Origin of the sequence: Flavobacterium lacustre (assembly GCF_027474525.2) — a bacterium.
GTDB lineage: Bacteria > Bacteroidota > Bacteroidia > Flavobacteriales > Flavobacteriaceae > Flavobacterium > Flavobacterium lacustre.
This window is the reverse complement of sequence record NZ_CP114882.2, coordinates 1106125-1123327: the sequence shown is the minus strand read 5'-3', so window position 1 is coordinate 1123327 and position 17203 is coordinate 1106125. Positions and strand designations below refer to the sequence as shown.

The 17203-nt window shown below is 36.1% G+C and carries 15 protein-coding genes; 7 read left to right on the top strand and 8 right to left on the bottom strand.

The window, feature by feature from the left end; genetic code table 11:
• The first annotated feature begins 4 nt into the window (after positions 1-4).
• The 7 genes from O6P34_RS05030 to O6P34_RS05000 all read left to right on the top strand — a co-directional run bounded on the left by O6P34_RS05030 (position 5) and on the right by O6P34_RS05000 (position 7282).
• The gene (locus O6P34_RS05030) at positions 5-1246 is read left to right on the top strand and encodes a peptidase U32 family protein (protein ID WP_269686234.1); all 1242 of its coding nucleotides are present in this window, start codon (positions 5-7) and stop codon (positions 1244-1246) included.
• On the top strand, positions 1246-1476 hold the full coding sequence (locus O6P34_RS05025) for a ferredoxin (protein ID WP_269686233.1): 231 nt from the start codon (positions 1246-1248) through the stop codon (positions 1474-1476). Before O6P34_RS05030 ends, O6P34_RS05025 begins: the two co-directional genes overlap by 1 nt.
• Positions 1477-1663: 187 nt before the next feature.
• On the top strand, positions 1664-2968 hold the full coding sequence (locus tag O6P34_RS05020) for a PSP1 domain-containing protein (RefSeq protein WP_269686232.1): 1305 nt from the start codon (positions 1664-1666) through the stop codon (positions 2966-2968).
• Entirely contained in the window at positions 2952-3431 is a 480-nt protein-coding gene (locus O6P34_RS05015) for a gliding motility lipoprotein GldH (protein WP_269686231.1), read from the top strand. Before O6P34_RS05020 ends, O6P34_RS05015 begins: the two co-directional genes overlap by 17 nt.
• 10 nt (positions 3432-3441) lie before the next feature.
• Positions 3442-5754, top strand: a complete 2313-nt coding sequence (locus tag O6P34_RS05010; RefSeq protein WP_269686230.1) for a penicillin-binding protein 1A — start codon at positions 3442-3444, stop codon at positions 5752-5754.
• Positions 5755-5918: 164 nt separating this feature from the next.
• Positions 5919-6620 (top strand): CoA transferase subunit A, encoded by a 702-nt coding sequence (locus O6P34_RS05005; RefSeq protein WP_269686229.1) that lies wholly within the window; start codon positions 5919-5921, stop codon positions 6618-6620.
• 2 nt (positions 6621-6622) lie between these two features.
• The gene (locus tag O6P34_RS05000; protein ID WP_269686228.1) at positions 6623-7282 is read left to right on the top strand and encodes a CoA transferase subunit B; all 660 of its coding nucleotides are present in this window, start codon (positions 6623-6625) and stop codon (positions 7280-7282) included.
• A 107-nt stretch (positions 7283-7389) separates the two neighbouring features.
• On the opposite strand, the gene O6P34_RS04995 is transcribed toward O6P34_RS05000, so the two are convergent.
• The 8 genes from O6P34_RS04995 to O6P34_RS04960 all read right to left on the bottom strand — a co-directional run bounded on the left by O6P34_RS04995 (position 7390) and on the right by O6P34_RS04960 (position 16880).
• A complete protein-coding gene (locus O6P34_RS04995; RefSeq protein ID WP_269686227.1) occupies positions 7390-8991 on the bottom strand; it encodes a fumarate hydratase in 1602 nt (533 codons plus the stop codon).
• 157 nt (positions 8992-9148) lie between these two features.
• Complete coding sequence (locus O6P34_RS04990; protein WP_269686226.1) at positions 9149-10588, bottom strand: nucleoside recognition domain-containing protein; 1440 nt, start codon at positions 10586-10588, stop codon at positions 9149-9151.
• 54 nt (positions 10589-10642) lie between these two features.
• Positions 10643-11356: a 3'-5' exonuclease gene (locus tag O6P34_RS04985; protein WP_269686225.1), complete on the bottom strand. Its 714-nt coding sequence runs from the start codon at positions 11354-11356 to the stop codon at positions 10643-10645.
• An 81-nt stretch (positions 11357-11437) separates the two neighbouring features.
• The gene (locus tag O6P34_RS04980) at positions 11438-11908 is read right to left on the bottom strand and encodes a methylated-DNA--[protein]-cysteine S-methyltransferase (RefSeq protein ID WP_269686224.1); all 471 of its coding nucleotides are present in this window, start codon (positions 11906-11908) and stop codon (positions 11438-11440) included.
• 52 nt (positions 11909-11960) lie between these two features.
• Entirely contained in the window at positions 11961-12884 is a 924-nt protein-coding gene (locus tag O6P34_RS04975; RefSeq protein ID WP_269686223.1) for a DMT family transporter, read from the bottom strand.
• 2 nt (positions 12885-12886) lie between these two features.
• Positions 12887-13690 (bottom strand): NAD-dependent epimerase/dehydratase family protein, encoded by an 804-nt coding sequence (locus tag O6P34_RS04970; RefSeq protein WP_269686222.1) that lies wholly within the window; start codon positions 13688-13690, stop codon positions 12887-12889.
• 115 nt (positions 13691-13805) lie between these two features.
• Positions 13806-14780, bottom strand: a complete 975-nt coding sequence (locus O6P34_RS04965; protein WP_269686221.1) for a DUF4837 family protein — start codon at positions 14778-14780, stop codon at positions 13806-13808.
• Positions 14781-14828: 48 nt separating this feature from the next.
• Positions 14829-16880 (bottom strand): LysM peptidoglycan-binding domain-containing protein, encoded by a 2052-nt coding sequence (locus O6P34_RS04960; RefSeq protein WP_269686220.1) that lies wholly within the window; start codon positions 16878-16880, stop codon positions 14829-14831.
• Between the last annotated feature and the right edge of the window lie 323 nt (positions 16881-17203).

Here is a 17203-nt window from a genome sequence, read left to right as displayed (position 1 = left end):
TATCATGACATTGACGAACAAAATTGAACTTATGGCTCCCGCTGGGAACTTTGAGTCTTTGCAAGCTGGGTTAGATAATGGCGCTGATTCTGTTTACTTTGGCGTAGAGCAATTAAACATGCGCGCTCGTGCTACCGTAAATTTTACTATGGATGATTTGCCTGAAATTGCAAAACGGTGCGAAGCTAAAAATGTGCGAAGCTACCTAACCTTAAATACGATTATTTACGACCATGATTTATCGGTTGTAAAAACATTATTGAACAAAGCCAAAGAAGCAAATATTACTGCGGTTATTGCTTCGGATCAAGCGGTTATTGCTATGGCAAGAAGTATTGGGATGGAAGTTCACATTTCGACTCAGTTGAATGTTACGAACATTGAAACCATAAAATTCTATAGTTTATTTGCTGATACGATGGTTTTGAGCCGTGAATTGAGTTTACGTCAAGTAAAAAAAATCACGGAACAAATCGAAAAAGAGCAAATTAAAGGCCCAAACGGAAATTTAGTAGAAATAGAAATTTTTGGACACGGTGCATTATGTATGGCCGTTTCAGGAAAATGTTATTTGAGTTTACACTCCAATAATTCTTCTGCAAATCGTGGTGCTTGCAAACAAAATTGCCGAAAAAAATATACCGTTATTGACCAAGAAACTGGCTTTGAAATCGAAGTTGACAATGAGTATTTAATGTCGCCAAAGGATTTATGCACTTTAGACTTTCTAGACCAAGTAATTGATTCTGGCATTCAAGTCTTGAAAATCGAAGGTCGCGGTCGTGCTCCGGAATACGTTGCCACAGTCATCAAAACCTATCGTGAAGCTATTGACAGTTATTATGACGGAAGCTTTTCGAAAGAAAAAGTGGGACTTTGGATGGAAGCTTTAAATACAGTTTACAATCGTGGTTTTTGGTCTAGTTATTATCTGGGTCAGGAATTAGGCGAATGGAGTGATGTTTCCGGCTCAATGGCTACACAGAAAAAAGTCTATGTAGGTAAAGGCACTCATTATTTTCCGAAAGCAACTATTGGTCAATTCAAAATTGAAGCTTACGACATCAAACTTGGCGATAAAATTTTGGTAACAGGACCAAGTACTGGCGCGCAAGAAATGATTATCGAGGAAATGTATGTCAATGATGTAGCAGCCAAGAAAGCTACCAAAGGCGATGATTGTACTTTAAAATTACCTTTCAGAATCCGAATGTCGGACAAATTATATAAAATTGTGGAAGCCTAATGGTTATTGTTACGTTACAAAGAGACAAATGCATTGGCTGTAATTATTGCGTCGAAATGGCTCCGGTTCAGTTTCAAATGTCCAAGAAAGACGGAAAATCAGTTTTGATTCATTCCCAAAATGCCAAAGGTTTTTTTACCTTAAAATCACACGATCATAGTATTGTTGAAAGTTGTGAATTAGCCGTAAAAGCCTGTCCGGTGAAAATAATTTCGGTGAAAGAAACCTGAATTTTTTATTAAAAAGAGACTTAAATTCAACTCGTTACAGCTTCAATTGTAATGGGTTTTTTTTAGTATAAATTTATGATTTATTGGCTTTTTGAACGGTTGTAACTTAAAACTAAAAAATACTATCTTTACACATTAATCGTTTTAAGAACTTAAGTTGCTTTTATGCAACACTACATATAAAATTATGGCATGTACAAGTTGTTCAACTTCGGATGGTGGTTCACCTAAGGGTTGTAAAAATAATGGGACTTGCGGCACCGACAGCTGCAACAAATTAACGGTTTTCGACTGGCTTTCGAATATGAGTTTACCTAATGGGGAAGCTGCATTTGACTGTGTGGAAGTTCGTTTTAAAAACGGAAGAAAAGAGTTTTACCGCAATACCGAAAAGCTGACTTTAAGCATTGGAGACATAGTAGCCACAGTAGCTTCACCAGGACACGACATTGGAATTGTTACTTTGACAGGTGAATTAGTTCGCATCCAAATGAAGAAAAAAGGAGTCAATCCGAATAGTAATGATGTTCCAAAAATATACCGAAAAGCATCTCAAAAAGACATCGATATTTGGTCAGTAGCCCGTGATAAAGAAGAACCGATGAAAGTTCGCGCACGAGAATTAGCGATTGCCCAAAAACTGGAAATGAAAATTTCTGATATTGAATTTCAAGGTGACGGATCTAAAGCTACGTTTTATTATACGGCAAATGACAGAGTCGATTTTAGATTATTAATTAAAGATTTTGCTAAAGAATTCAGTACTCGCGTAGAAATGAAGCAAGTCGGTTTTCGTCAGGAAGCGGCTCGTTTGGGCGGAATTGGTTCTTGCGGAAGAGAATTATGCTGTTCTACTTGGCTAACGGATTTTAGAAGCGTAAATACTTCTGCAGCGCGTTACCAACAATTGTCTTTGAATCCTCAAAAACTGGCGGGACAATGCGGAAAATTAAAATGTTGTTTGAACTATGAGTTAGACACTTACATGGATGCTTTGAAAGATTTTCCGGATTTTGACACTAAATTAGTGACTGAAAAAGGAGATGCCATTTGCCAAAAGCAAGATATTTTCAAAGGATTAATGTGGTTTGCATATACTAATAATTTTGCCAATTGGCATGTGTTAAAAATCGACCAAGTCAAAGAAATTGTTGCAGAAAACAAATTAAAAAATAAAGTTTCAGCACTTGAAGATTATGCGATAGAAATTGTCATCGAACCGGAGAAAAACTTTAATAATGCCATGGGGCAGGAAAGTTTAACTCGATTTGACCAACCAAAAGCGAAGAAAAAACCAAATAAAAAACGCAAACCATCTGGTGAAAATGCAATTGTTGCCAATGCTAACAAACCGGCAAATTCAAACAACAATAACAACAAACCTGCAGGAAACAACAACAGAAATAACAGACGTCCAAATCCTGCAAATGATAAAACCCCTGCAGAACCAAGAAAACCTATAATTATTACTAAAAATGTGGATAAAAAATAGTGCAATACTGCTTTTGGTCACAACACTTCTTTTTTCGTGTGATAAAAAAAGAGTTTTTGACGAATACAAATCCGTTGGAAGTGCTTGGCATAAAGACAGTATTGTAAGTTTCAATTTACCGGAATTAGACAGTACAAAACGATATAATTTATTTGTAACTTTGAGAGACAACAACAATTATCCGTTTAATAATATCTTTCTCATTGTGGGTATGGAAATGCAAAATGGTTTTACAAAAGTAGATACTTTAGAATACCAAATGGCAAATCCTGACGGTTCCTTACTTGGAGACGGATTTACAGATATTAAAGAAAGTAAATTGTACTACAAGGAGAATGTACGATTCAGAGGGAAGTACAAAGTTTTTATAAAACAAGCCGTTCGGGAAACCGGAAAAGTTCCTGGAGTAGAACTTCTGGAAGGCATTACAGATGTGGGTTTTAGAATAGAAAAAAAAGAATAGAAATTGTATTATGGCTATTAGAAAAAATAACAATCAAATCAATAATTCCGAAAAAGACATTCAATATTATTCAAAGAAATTTTGGAAAGTTTTCTTGTATAGTATGGGAGGCCTTGCATTATTTTTCTTGTTTGCTTCATGGGGACTTTTTGGTTCAATGCCTTCTTTTGAAGACTTAGAAAATCCGGATTCCAATTTAGCTACAGAAATCATTTCGGCTGATGGCGTTGTAATAGGAAAATATTTCGAAAAAAACAGGTCTCAATTAAAGTATTCCGATTTGCCTAAAAATCTGGTACAAGCATTGGTAGCCACCGAGGATGCTCGTTTTTACGAACATTCAGGAATTGACGGAAGAGGAACAATGAGAGCTATTTTGAGTTTTGGAACCAGTGGCGGAGCAAGTACACTAACCCAACAATTAGCCAAACAATTATTTCACGGAGAAGGGTCTAAATTTTTGCCTTTTAGAATTGTACAAAAAGCCAAAGAATGGATTATAGCCATTCGATTAGAAAGACAATATACCAAAAACGAAATCATAGCCATGTATTGTAATGTATATGATTTTGGGAATAACTCAGTTGGCGTTAGTTCTGCTGCAAAAACTTATTTTTCAAAAGAACCAAAGGATTTAACCATTGATGAATCTGCAATTTTGGTGGGAATGTTCAAAAATTCCGGTTTATACAATCCAGTACGAAACCCGGAAGGCGTTACCAATCGAAGAAATGTAGTGCTTTTACAAATGGAAAAAGCAGGCATCATTACCAAAGATCAAAAAGTAAGATTACAAAGTTTACCTATCAAACTGAACTTCAAATTAGAAAGTCATAAAGATGGAACGGCCACTTATTTTAGAGAATATTTGCGTGATTACATGAAAAAATGGGTAGAAGAAAACAAAAAACCGGACGGGTCTGATTATGACATTTACAAAGACGGTTTAAAAATTTACACCACCATCGATTCCAGAATGCAATTGCATGCCGAGGAAGCAGTTGAAGCACACATGGCAAACCTTCAAGAAGAGTTTTTTGAACAGTCTAAGGACAATAAAAACGCACCATTTGTCAACATATCACAAGCCGAAACGCAACGAATCATGAACCAAGCCATGAAATCATCCACACGTTGGAACATCATGGAATCAATGGATAAAAGTGAAGAAGAAATTATAGCCTCATTCAAAGTAAAGACAAAAATGAAGGTTTTCACCTGGAAAGGAGAAAGAGATACCATCATGACACCTCTGGATTCTATTCGGTATTACAAACACTTTTTACAATCCGGTCTTATGGCCATGGAACCGCAAACAGGAAGCATAAAAGCATGGGTTGGCGGTATCAATTACAAATATTTTCAATACGATCACGTAGGACAAGGAGCCAGACAAGTAGGTTCCACTTTCAAACCGTTTGTTTATGCAACCGCCATCGAACAACTGAACATGTCTCCTTGTGATTCTATCGTCGATTCTCCATTCATGATTCGCAAAGGCGAACACCATGTTACCGAGGATTGGGAACCAAGAAACTCCGACAACAGATACAGAGGAATGGTGACTTTGAAAAAAGCATTAGCCAACTCCATCAATACTATTTCGGCCAAATTAATTGACAAAGTAGGACCTGAAGCAGTAATTGACTTAACACACAAATTAGGCGTTCAATCTGAAATTGTAAACCAACCCTCAATTGCATTAGGAGCTGTTGAAATTACCGTACATGATATGGTTGCAGCCTACAGCACTTTTGCCAATCAAGGCGTATACATCAAACCACAATTTTTGACCAAAATTGAAGATAAAAGTGGCGTAATCATTTACGAACCCATACCCGAATCTCATGATGTTCTAAACAAAGACATCGCCTTTGCTGTCATCAAATTATTAGAAGGCGTAACCGAAGGAGGATCAGGAGATCGTTTGCGCACAACAGGCGGAGGAAACGGAGACAATCGCTGGACAGGATATCCGTACCAGTTCAAAAACCCTATAGCAGGAAAAACAGGTACCACACAAAACCAATCCGACGGTTGGTTCATGGGAATGGTTCCTAACCTGGTGACCGGAGTTTGGGTAGGTTGCGAAGACCGTTCCGCACGTTTCAAAAGCATCACTTACGGACAAGGAGCCACAGCCGCATTACCAGTTTGGGGTTATTTCATGAAACTTTGTTATGCCGATCCGGCACTTCACGTATCCAAAGGACAATTCGACAGACCCGCAAATCTATCCATAAAAGTAGATTGTTACACCGCGCCAAAAGTCGTTCAAGACTCTACCGCAGTAGAACAAAGCACAGACGAATTCGAATTATAAAAGTCAAACAGATTCAATTAATCAGGAGCTGTTTCCCGCTGTACGCTATATCTTTCATGCCGAAAACCGGCATAAAAGGATGTCGCTTCCATCAGGGCTAGGCATTAGTATTCCTAATTGAATTGCAAATCCAGTACAATAATCCGCTAATACGAGACTCATTTATGATTAATAAAAAAGTAAATACAGTTCAAGAAGCCCTTCAAGGAATCGAAAACGGAATGACACTAATGCTCGGTGGTTTTGGATTGTGCGGTATTCCGGAAAACTCCATTGCCGAACTTGTCAAAAAAGAAACCAACAATCTTACCTGTATTTCCAACAATGCCGGTGTCGATAATTTTGGTCTCGGATTGCTTTTGCAAAAAAAACAAATCAAAAAAATGATTTCTTCCTATGTAGGAGAAAATGCCGAATTCGAACGCCAAATGCTTTCCGGAGAACTCGAAGTAGACTTGATTCCGCAAGGAACTTTGGCAGAAAGATGTCGGGCAGCACAAGCCGGAATTCCCGCTTTTTTTACCCCGGCAGGCTACGGAACCGAAGTCGCCGAAGGAAAAGAAGCTCGTGAATTCAACGGTAAAATGCATATTATGGAATTGGCTTTCAACGCTGATTTTGCCATCATAAAAGCCTGGAAAGGCGATACAGCAGGAAACCTCATCTTCAAAGGAACTGCTAGAAATTTCAATCCTTGTATGGCTGGCGCTGCAAAAATCACCATCGCCGAAGTCGAAGAATTGGTAGAAGCCGGAACACTCGACCCCAACCAAATTCATATTCCCGGAATATTCGTGCAACGCATTTTTCAAGGAGAGCAATACGAAAAGAGAATTGAACAACGCACAACCAGAAAAAAAGACTAATTATGGCATTGGATAAAATAGGAATAGCGAAACGCATTGCTCAGGAATTGAAAGATGGTTTTTTTGTAAACCTAGGCATCGGAATTCCAACTTTAGTTGCTAATTATATTCCAAAAGGAATTGATGTAGAATTTCAAAGTGAAAACGGCGTTCTCGGTATGGGACCTTTCCCGTTTGAAGGCGAAGAAGATGCAGATTTAATCAATGCCGGAAAACAAACTATTACCACTTTACCCGGCGCTTCTTTTTTTGATTCTGCTTTAAGTTTCGGGATGATTCGCGGGCAACATGTCGATTTGACGATTCTTGGTGCGATGGAAGTTGCCGAAAACGGCGATATTGCCAACTGGAAAATCCCCGGAAAAATGGTCAAAGGAATGGGCGGTGCAATGGATTTAGTCGCTTCTGCCGAGAATATTATCGTGGCCATGATGCATGTCAACAAAGCCGGAGAAAGTAAAATTCTTAAAAAATGTACTTTGCCATTGACTGGCGTTGGCTGCGTAAAAAAAGTAGTCACCGAATTAGCCGTTATGGAAATTACTCCAAAAGGCTTTAAACTCTTAGAACGCGCACCAGGCGTTTCTGTAGAACACATTATCGCTTCCACCGAAGCGAAATTAATTATTGATGGTGAAATTCCAGAAATGGTTATTGATTAAATCACAAAACATCTTGAATATATTTGTCAAAGTTTTAAAAAACAAAAAACCGTTTATTCATCAAGAATAAACGGTTTTTCTATTATATAAATCTTTACGATTAATCCCTACAAATTCTCAAAGAAATCATTTCCTTTATCATCTGTGATAATAAAAGCTGGGAAATCTTTGATAGTGATTTTACGAACGGCTTCCATACCTAATTCTTCAAAATCAACTACTTCAACCGAAAGGATATTTTCTTTGGCTAAGATAGCCGCTGGTCCTCCGATAGAACCTAAATAGAATCCACCATACGTTTTACAAGCATTCATCACATCTTTGGTACGGTTTCCTTTGGCAAGCATTACCATACTTCCACCGTGTTTTTGGAACTCATCCACATACACATCCATACGGCCGGCAGTAGTTGGTCCAAAACTTCCCGAAGCCATTCCTTCCGGAGTTTTGGCTGGCCCGGCATAATAGATTGGGTGATTTTTAAAATATTCTGGCATTGGTTTACCCGCATCCAATAATTCTTTGATTTTGGCATGAGCAATATCACGAGCCACAATCAACGTTCCATTTAATTTCAAACGCGTTTTGATTGGGTATTGCGACAATTTTTTAAGAATATCAGCCATTGGTTGATTCAAATCGATTTCGACAGCTGGTTCCAAATGTGGTGGAGTCTCCGGCAATAATCGTTTTGGATTAACCTCTAATTGTTCTACAAAAATTCCGTCTTTAGTAATTTTACCTTTAATGTTTCTATCTGCAGAACAGGAAACGCCCAATCCAACCGGACAAGAAGCAGCGTGACGGGGCAGACGAATTACGCGCACATCATGTGTGAAATATTTACCGCCAAATTGTGCTCCAATCTGACTTTCTTGGCAAATTAATTGTACTCTTTTCTCCCACTCTAAATCACGAAAAGCCTGACCTGCCATATTTCCTGATGTTGGCAAATGGTCAAAATATCCTGCTGATGCTTTTTTAACTGCTGCTAAATTCGCTTCCGCAGAAGTTCCTCCAATCACTAAAGCCAAGTGATACGGTGGACAAGCAGAAGTTCCTAAATCTTTTATTTTTGCACGAATGAAAGCATCCATTGATTTTTCATTCAACAACGATTTCGTTTGTTGGTATAAATACGTTTTATTCGCAGAACCTCCACCTTTTGCTAAAAACAAAAACTCATAAGTAGCTCCTTTTTTAGCATAAATATCAATTTGTGCCGGAAGATTAGAACCTGAGTTTTTCTCTTCAAACATACTAATCGGAACAATTTGGGAATAGCGTAAATTACGCTCTTGATAAGTATTGAAAATCCCTTTCGACAACCATTCGGCATCATCAACTCCGGTATATACATTTTCCCCTTTCTTGGCCATAACAATTGCTGTTCCGGTGTCCTGACAAGAAGGCAATTCACCTTCAATAGCCACAACTGCATTTTGCAATAAATTATATGCCACAAAACAATCATTATCGGTTGCTTCCGGATCGTCAAGAATTGCTTTTAATTTTTCTAAATGAGCCGTACGCAACATAAAAGAAACATCTTTTAAAGCCTCTTGCGATAACAATTCTAATCCTTTTGGGTCAATTGTTAAAATCTCTCTATCTCCTAGTTTTTCTACAGTTACGTAATCAGAAGTAATTTTTCGGTATTGGGTATCGTCTTTTAAAATAGGATAAGGATCCTGGTATATAAAGTCCATATTTTATAATTAATTTTTAGAAATGTAAATATAAGAATTGTCAAAAGAACTAAACCTGATTTATATCAACTTATGCTTTAGAATGATTTAAAATTAGATCTAAAAAAGTCATTGGTTCGCCTACTTTGACAACCAAAAATCTGGATTTTTAATTATTTTAAAAAAACCAACTTGCTACCAAAATAGCGGTAATTACACAGATTAAATCTACCAAAAGCATCGTTCCTAAAGCGTAACGCGTATTTTTTATATTAACGGAACCAAAGTAAACCGCTATCACATAAAAAGTACTTTCGGCACTACATTGAAAAATAGAACTTAATCTTCCCGTTAAGGAATCAGCACCAAAAGTATTCATCGAATCAATCAAAAATCCTCGTGAACCTGCAGAGCTAAAAGGTCTAAGCAATGCTACCGGTAAAGCATCGGTGATTTGTTTACTTACTCCCAAATTTGAAAATCCAAAAGCAATCCATTCACTAATAATTTCAAACAAACCACTGTTTCTGAATAAAGATATAGCCACTAACATTCCCAAAACATAAGGGAAAATAGTAACTCCTGTTTTAACACCATTATTGGCACCAACCACAAAGGTTTCATAAACAGTTGTATTTGCTTCTGTAAATTTCTTTTCTTTAACGAAGGAAAGAATCAAAGTAAATGCAATGATTCCAACTAAAATTAAAGCGGAAAGATTGGATGTGAAATAATTTTTTCCAATTAAATCCAAATGGTTTACATACAATAACAAACCTACAATAGCAGCTATTAATGTCATTAAACCAACTACCAAAGAGGCACTTTTGAAATTAATTTTTTGTTTAATTCCAACAATTAAAAATGCAGCGATTGTACCGATAAAAGAAGTGATGATACAAGGCAACATTACATCGGCGGGATTCGCAGCATTCGCAGCTGCACGATACCCAATGATAGAGGTTGCGATTAATGTAAGACCTGAGGCATGCAAACACATAAACATAATTTGCGCATCACTGGCTTTGTCTTTATCTGGATTGATGGTTTGCAAACTCTCCATAGCCTTTAATCCAAAAGGAGTTGCAGCAGAATCAAGACCCAGAAAATTGGCGGCAAAATTCAACGTCATATAGGAAATTGAAGGATGATTTTCAGGAACACTTGGAAACACTTTCACAAACACCGGGCTCAATACTTTGGCTAATTTTTCTGTGGCTCCAGAAATGATTAAAAGTTCCATCAAGCCGCAAAAAAAAGCTAAATAAGCAATAAGCGGCAAAATTAAATCTACTAATGTGTTTTTACAAGTGGGTAATAATCCATCTGATTTTTGAACTCCGCTATAAACTTTAACCACTTTATTTTTAAACACATAAGTCGTATCAGCATTGATGGTATCCCTATTGATAATCATCGTTTGATCTGGCGCTTTTTTGATACTGTCTCGGATAAAAGCAGGAACTTGCTCGATGTATTTTTCGGTTAGTAAAATGGGGTCATCTTTCTTACCATTCAAGATATAATCAATGGTGTAACTGTTTTCGGAAAACAAACCGATGACTACAAATACTATTGAAGAAATAAAAATAGCCAACCAAAATCTACTCAATACCATAATTTATAATTTTTGTAAATGTAATAAATCAATAACAATTGCAATGAAGAATACTTAGACATGAATAATCTCATCCTCGATCAATAAATCTTCACGTCGAAGTCGAAGGAAAATTTGCGCCACAGCAATCGTATCTTTTTCACAATACGTTACAATGCGGTCAATGTCTTTGTCTACATAAAAAACATGTCCCACCTGACTACCGTCGATATCGCCTTTTGGAGAAGGAATTCCCAGAACTTTACACATCAATTTCAGAGAAGTAAAATGCTTGTAATCGCCAAATTTCCATAATTCTAACGTATCTAAATGTGGAATTTCCCAAGGTTTTTTCCCAAAGAGATTCAACTTATTTGGAATAGCAATTTGATTGATAATCATACGTCGGGCGAGGAACGGAATATCAAATTCCTTAGCGTTATGCCCGCACAAAACATGCTGTGGCTGGTTGAAGTGATTGTTCAGCAAATTATTAAAATCGTGCAGAATTTTCTTTTCATCTCCAAAAAAAGAAGTCACCCGAAAATTTCGAACATCACCTTTAATCGTAAAATAGCCTACTGAAACACAAACAATTTTTCCAAACTCAGCCCAAATTCCGGCGCGGTCATAAAAATCTTCAGGAGTATATTCGTCTTTACGCTGATATTGCGTTTTGTGTTCCCAAAGATTTTGCATTTCAGCATCCAAAGCATTGAAATCTTCAGCTTCCGGAACGGTTTCTATATCTAAAAATAAGATATTATTGAGGTTTATTTTTTCTATCATTTTATGGCACGCAGACGACGCGGATTTTACAGATTTGCACGGTTTTTCTTAAACGAATATAAGAAATTTATTCATAACCAACTAAAACAAACTTTGCTGTGTTGTAGGATTTTCATGTTCTAAAAGCCATTTTTTACGCCATAAACCTCCTGCATAACCCGTGAGCGAACCATCCGTTCCAATTACTCTGTGACACGGAACCACAATCCATAGCGGATTTTTACCATTGGCTGAAGCCACAGCCCGAATAGCTTTTACATCACCTAATTTTTTGGATAATTCCAAATAACTAATCGTTTTTCCAAAAGGAATTTCTAGTAATCCGTTCCATACTTTTTGTTGAAATTCCGTTCCTTTTGGATTGAGTTTAAAATCGAAAGTGGTTCTTTTCCCTTCAAAATAAGCCATTAATTGAGAAACAGCTTCTTGTAAAACTGCCGGAATCTGTTCTGAAATCTCCCCTTCATCCGAAACCGAAATTACCGAAATACCATTTTCATCTCCCATGATGGTAGTAATTCCCAAAGGTGTTTTTATATTCGTAATTTCCATTTTATAAGTGTAAAAATTAAATTATGAACTTCTCAAAGACGTTTAAACAAAGTTATTTGCGGGCTTTTCGCATCGAAAAATTCACCAAATAAAGCCCAAATAATGTTACTCCGCCACCAATAGCAAGGGCAACTGTAAGCGGTTCTCCAAAAATTACAAATCCTAAAATCACCGCAATAATTGGATTTATGTAAGCATAAACACTATTGATCGCTGCCGGAAGATGTTGCAACGAATAAATAAACGCAATAAAAGTCAAAACAGAACCAAAAAGCACTAAATAAGCAATTGACCACCAGGAAATCATAGGGATTTCACCCAAACTGACCGAAGTTCCTGTTGCTCCGGTAAATGCAAAAAGCAAAATACTCGAAATAAACATTTGTAATCCTAAACTAAAATATGGATTAAAACTAGCCGCTTTTTTCTTCGTATATAAAGATCCAAACGCCCATGTTAAGGTAGAAATCAGAGAAATAAAAATTCCAAATCGGAAATCGGGTTTCAGAAAATCACCCAAATGATCGTAAAAAACGACACAAACCCCTGTAAAACTTATAAACAATCCAATTACCGCCAATCGAGCCAATCGTTCTCCTCTAAAAAAAGTGATAATAACAATCCATAACGGGAAAATAGCGCCAATAATAGCACCCAGACCGCTACTGATGTACTTTACACCCCAAGTGCTTAATCCGTTACTCAATACAAAATTCAGCACACTTAGAATCAAAATACTTTTCCACTGTTTTCCTTTTGGCCAAGGCGTTTTTTTTAATATAAAAAAAGCCAAATATAGAAATCCACCTATAAATTGTCTAATCGCTGCGAGTTGCAAAGCGGGCATATGCTTCACCCCTTCTTTTGAAGCAATCCAAGTGGTTCCCCAAAAAAAACTCACCCAGCATAAAGCAAGAATGGGTAAACCAATCGCATTTATTTTAGACGAAAATGCATTTTTTATTTTAGTTCTCACAGCTATAAATCTTTTCTTAAAAAAGTATACTTTACTATTTTTTCCACTTTTGTGCTCTCAATTGTTTTTCCAAAAGAGGGTTTTTCATGACTGAATTTTGGTGCTGCCAAATTCAATTCTAATGCTTTTTGGGTATAATATTGTTCCCGTGACGGATGAAACGGACTAACTGCATTGAAGGTTTCATTCCAAGACTCTTCCTCAATAATTTTCAGAATAATACCGATGCAATCCTCTTGATGAATCAGATTAATTGGTGCATCAGGATTTTCTATATTTTCTCTTCCTGCGAGGAATTTTACAGGATTTCGGTCTTCGCCAATCAAGCCTCCAAAACGAAGAATGGTAGTTTTAAAATTTTCGTTTTTTTGCAAAAGCGACTCTACAATTACCAATTGTCGCCCGCCTTCGGTATCCGGATTTAAGGGAGTTTCTTCGGTTACACTATCATTTTTTTCTCCATAAACGGATGTGGAACTGATAAAAAGTACGTTTTCAACGGATGATTTTTCAATAAAAGGGATTAGGTTTTGGATTTTTCCAACAAAATCTTCACTACTGTTTCCTCTTAATTTTGGTGGAATGTCAAGAACTAAAATGGTGCTTCCTTGCAAAAAAGTTTCAATTGTTCCCGAAACGCTTTTGCTGTCAAGCTGAATCAAAAAAGGATTAATTCCGTCGTTTTGCAATATCGAAAGTTTCTCTTGTGAAGTTGTTGATCCATTAACCGAAAATCCTTTTGCCAATAAGGCTTTCGCCAAAGGCAAACCCAACCAACCGCAACCAAGAATACTAATTTTTGTCATGTTTATGTGTATTAATTTCCCTTTTTATCCTGCAAAACTAGGCTTTTTTAAGAAGGCTTTTTTATTGTTTTGACAAAATTATCCTGAAGTAAAAAATATATTTTGAAGGTATCAATTATCTTTTCACGATATGAACCGATTTTATAATTGCCTCTAATTCGTGCATTAAATCTCGTTTTTCTTTAGAGGGAGAATAACAAAATCCTTCTAAAACTAAAATCCTGCTGTAAGCTTTATCTACAATTGCATAATTGATAAATGGTCCTGCCATGAAATCATTTTTGAGTTCCCAAGTTCCTTTGGTTTCATACGTAGGTTTGCCGTCAAGTTGTATTTTAAATAGATACGGCGCATATCCTTCTTCTGTAATCATGGGAGTATTCGGGTCGGTGCCGTGAATGTATTTACCAATAGAATCGCGCATTCGTACAATAGATGCGATTTCGTTGTCTCCTTTTTTTATCGAATGCAACGGAACTTGGTAAATTAACAAACTCATGTTTCCGCTGATAATCTCTTTCTTCAGCCAAATAAATTTACTTTTATGAAGCATGTATTCGTAACCGGAAGGAATATTTAATGTAATATGAAATTTATTGGTAATGATTTTGGGGTTAATCAGCGATTGTTTATTGATTTTTTGGGTTTCGGCGATTTCCATTTCCTTAATCATTTGCACTATTTTCGGAGCATTTTTTTCAATAGTGTCGATAATGGCCGCGCTGGTTTTTCCCGAAATATGAAACACGTTTTGTGGTGAAGCATATTGGTTTTTATTAATTTCAAAACTATTTTTCGCCGCTTTTTTTACCACAATAATCGTTCTGCTGTCGGTCGCAAATCCTTCGAGAAGTTTTACAGGATATTGATTTATAGTGAAAAGGGGCTCTTCCTGAGGCAATCCGATTACTGGCGAAGCAAACTTGTTCCGGATGCTGTCACCAATTTCGCCGTTCCATAACGGATCATCAATGATAACCGAAATGGTGTTTATTTTCCCTGATGTTTCACGAGGCAAAACATCGTTCTTTTTAGAACAAGAAAAAAAGATGAGTGTAAATAGAAGGTATAAAAAATGGGTTTTATTCATTATAATTCAATTATGAAATAAAACCCAAATTTATAGAAGATTATTGTATTATCCGTTTATTTTAAGCTTCATTCCGGGTTTCAATTCTTCCTCGCGAATATCATTCCATTTTTTAATATCAGAAATGGTTACGCCAGGATATTTTTTAGAAATACTATATAAGGAATCTCCTTTTTTTACATAGTATTCAATGCCTGATTTTTTTGATGCTTTAGTATAATCGTCTTTCTTTTTGAAGGTGTCTGCAGTTGCATTATTAGTTGTAATAGCAATTTCTTTTTTGGCAACAATCAAAGTGTTTCCAAATGCAATCGTAGTATCGGATAAATTATTCCATTGTTTCAAATCAGAAAGTGAAGAACCGAATTTCTTAGCGATACTTCCTAAATTATCTCCTTTTTGAACTACATATTCCACATCTTTGAATTCAGCTGCTGAAGCGACAGCTTCTTTAGCATCCGTTTCTTTTTTATCTACTTTCAAGGAAGAACCCAATTGAATTGTTCCGTTCGAAAGATTATTCCATTCCTGAATTTCGGCTACGGTAACATTATACTTTTTGGCAATTGCATTTAAATTATCTCCTTTTTGAACCACATAATAACTTACTGTCGTCGCTTCAGAATCCGAACGATTTGATTTCTTTTCTTCTTTATTTTTGGCCTCTGTTGCAGCTAATCGTTGGTTATCTTTAACAAGTGCTGTAGAAATTGAATCTGATTTTGTTTCTTTTTTGACTGTTTCTACAATGCTTTCATTGCTAATGATTTTCAAGTTTCTGCCATAAGCAAGGGAATTACTGCGAAGATTATTCCATCTTTTTATTTCAGAAACCGATACATCATATTTATTGGCAATAGCCGAAAGATTGTCTCCGCGTTTCACCTTATAATACTTCGTGTTGGGAAGCGTAACTCGTTGTTTTGTATAATTAACCGTATCACGAACAGCAATTGCTCTTGTAACTTGGAACGGTCTTTCCCTGCGGTTTACTTCGTGTTGTGCATAGGCATAAATGCGATCTTCATTAGACACAAAAACGGCTGCTTTATCTTGCGGCAATCTCAAAAAATGACTTTGATTTTGATAAAACGGAACAACATTTAATTTATATGACGGATTCAAAAGTTGCAACTGAGCCACAGAAATATCCAATAAATCAGATATTTGTTTGAAAGACATTTGCTTTTTGATCATTATTGTATCAGTAGCAAAATGCTTAACTAACGCACGATCTGGACGTATTCCGTGCTCTTTATGGTATTCATAAATGTACATTGTTGCGAGAAAAGCAGGAACATAACCTTGGGTTTCTTTGGGAAGATTTTTTCTGATGTTCCAATAATTCTGTTGTCCTCCGGAACGTCTGATGGCTTTAGAAACATTTCCCGGACCTGAGTTGTAAGATGCCAAAACTAAATCCCAATCTCCAAAAATAGCGTACATATTTGTCATGTATTGGGCTGCTGCTTCACTGGCTTTCAAAGGATCGCTTCGTTCGTCAACATAGGAATCAATATTCAAACCATATTGTTTTCCGGTTTGGTACATAAACTGCCAAAGTCCTGTTGCGCCTACTCTTGAAACTGCTTTTGGGTTTAAAGCTGATTCTACAACTGCTAAATATTTTATTTCTAAAGGAACATTTTGTTTTGCTAAAGCTTCTTCAAATAATGGAAAATAATACTCTGAAATGGCCATTAATCGTTCAAATGATTTCTTTCTGTTTTTTAGAAATGACTTGATTATGTTTTCCAGTCCTTGGTTGTACTCTATATTAAAGGGAGATTTGGCATCCATTTCTGCCAGTCTTTCTTTTAGTAATTCTGTAGGGAGTTCATAATCTACTTTTTCATCAATATTAATGTTTTTAATATCGTCATTTAAGTTATTATACAAATCTACATTGGTCAACTCCTTCATCCACAAGCTATCTACACAGGAAGCCATGTCATCATTTACGAAGGTTTTTTTAATGGAGTCTAAATAGGATAGTTTTGTTTCTACTTTAGTTTCCCATTTATTTTCGGCAATACCTTGCGAAAAAACAGTGGCCGTCAGCAGTAGAAAAAGCGATAAGGTGGTATTTTTTATATTCATATTTTTTATGATCAACAGACTAAAATTCAAATGATTATAAAACCATTTTTACAAACTTAATAGGTTATAACTAAAAAATTCAATAAATATTGTTAAAAAATCAATATTCGGGGTATTTCTAAAGAATTTTCTTTGTTTTGGACTAAAATAACGCGTTTGAACTTTTAATTTCTTTCCAAAAAATAAAGCTGAAAAAGGAAATTAGAATTTGATTGCGCTCTTTAGAAAACAAAAAAACCTCGGAGATAAATTAATATCTCTAAGGTTTTTCTTTTTTATTATTCTGTTTTGAAATATGCTTTGAAATTGTGTTTCGGCATACC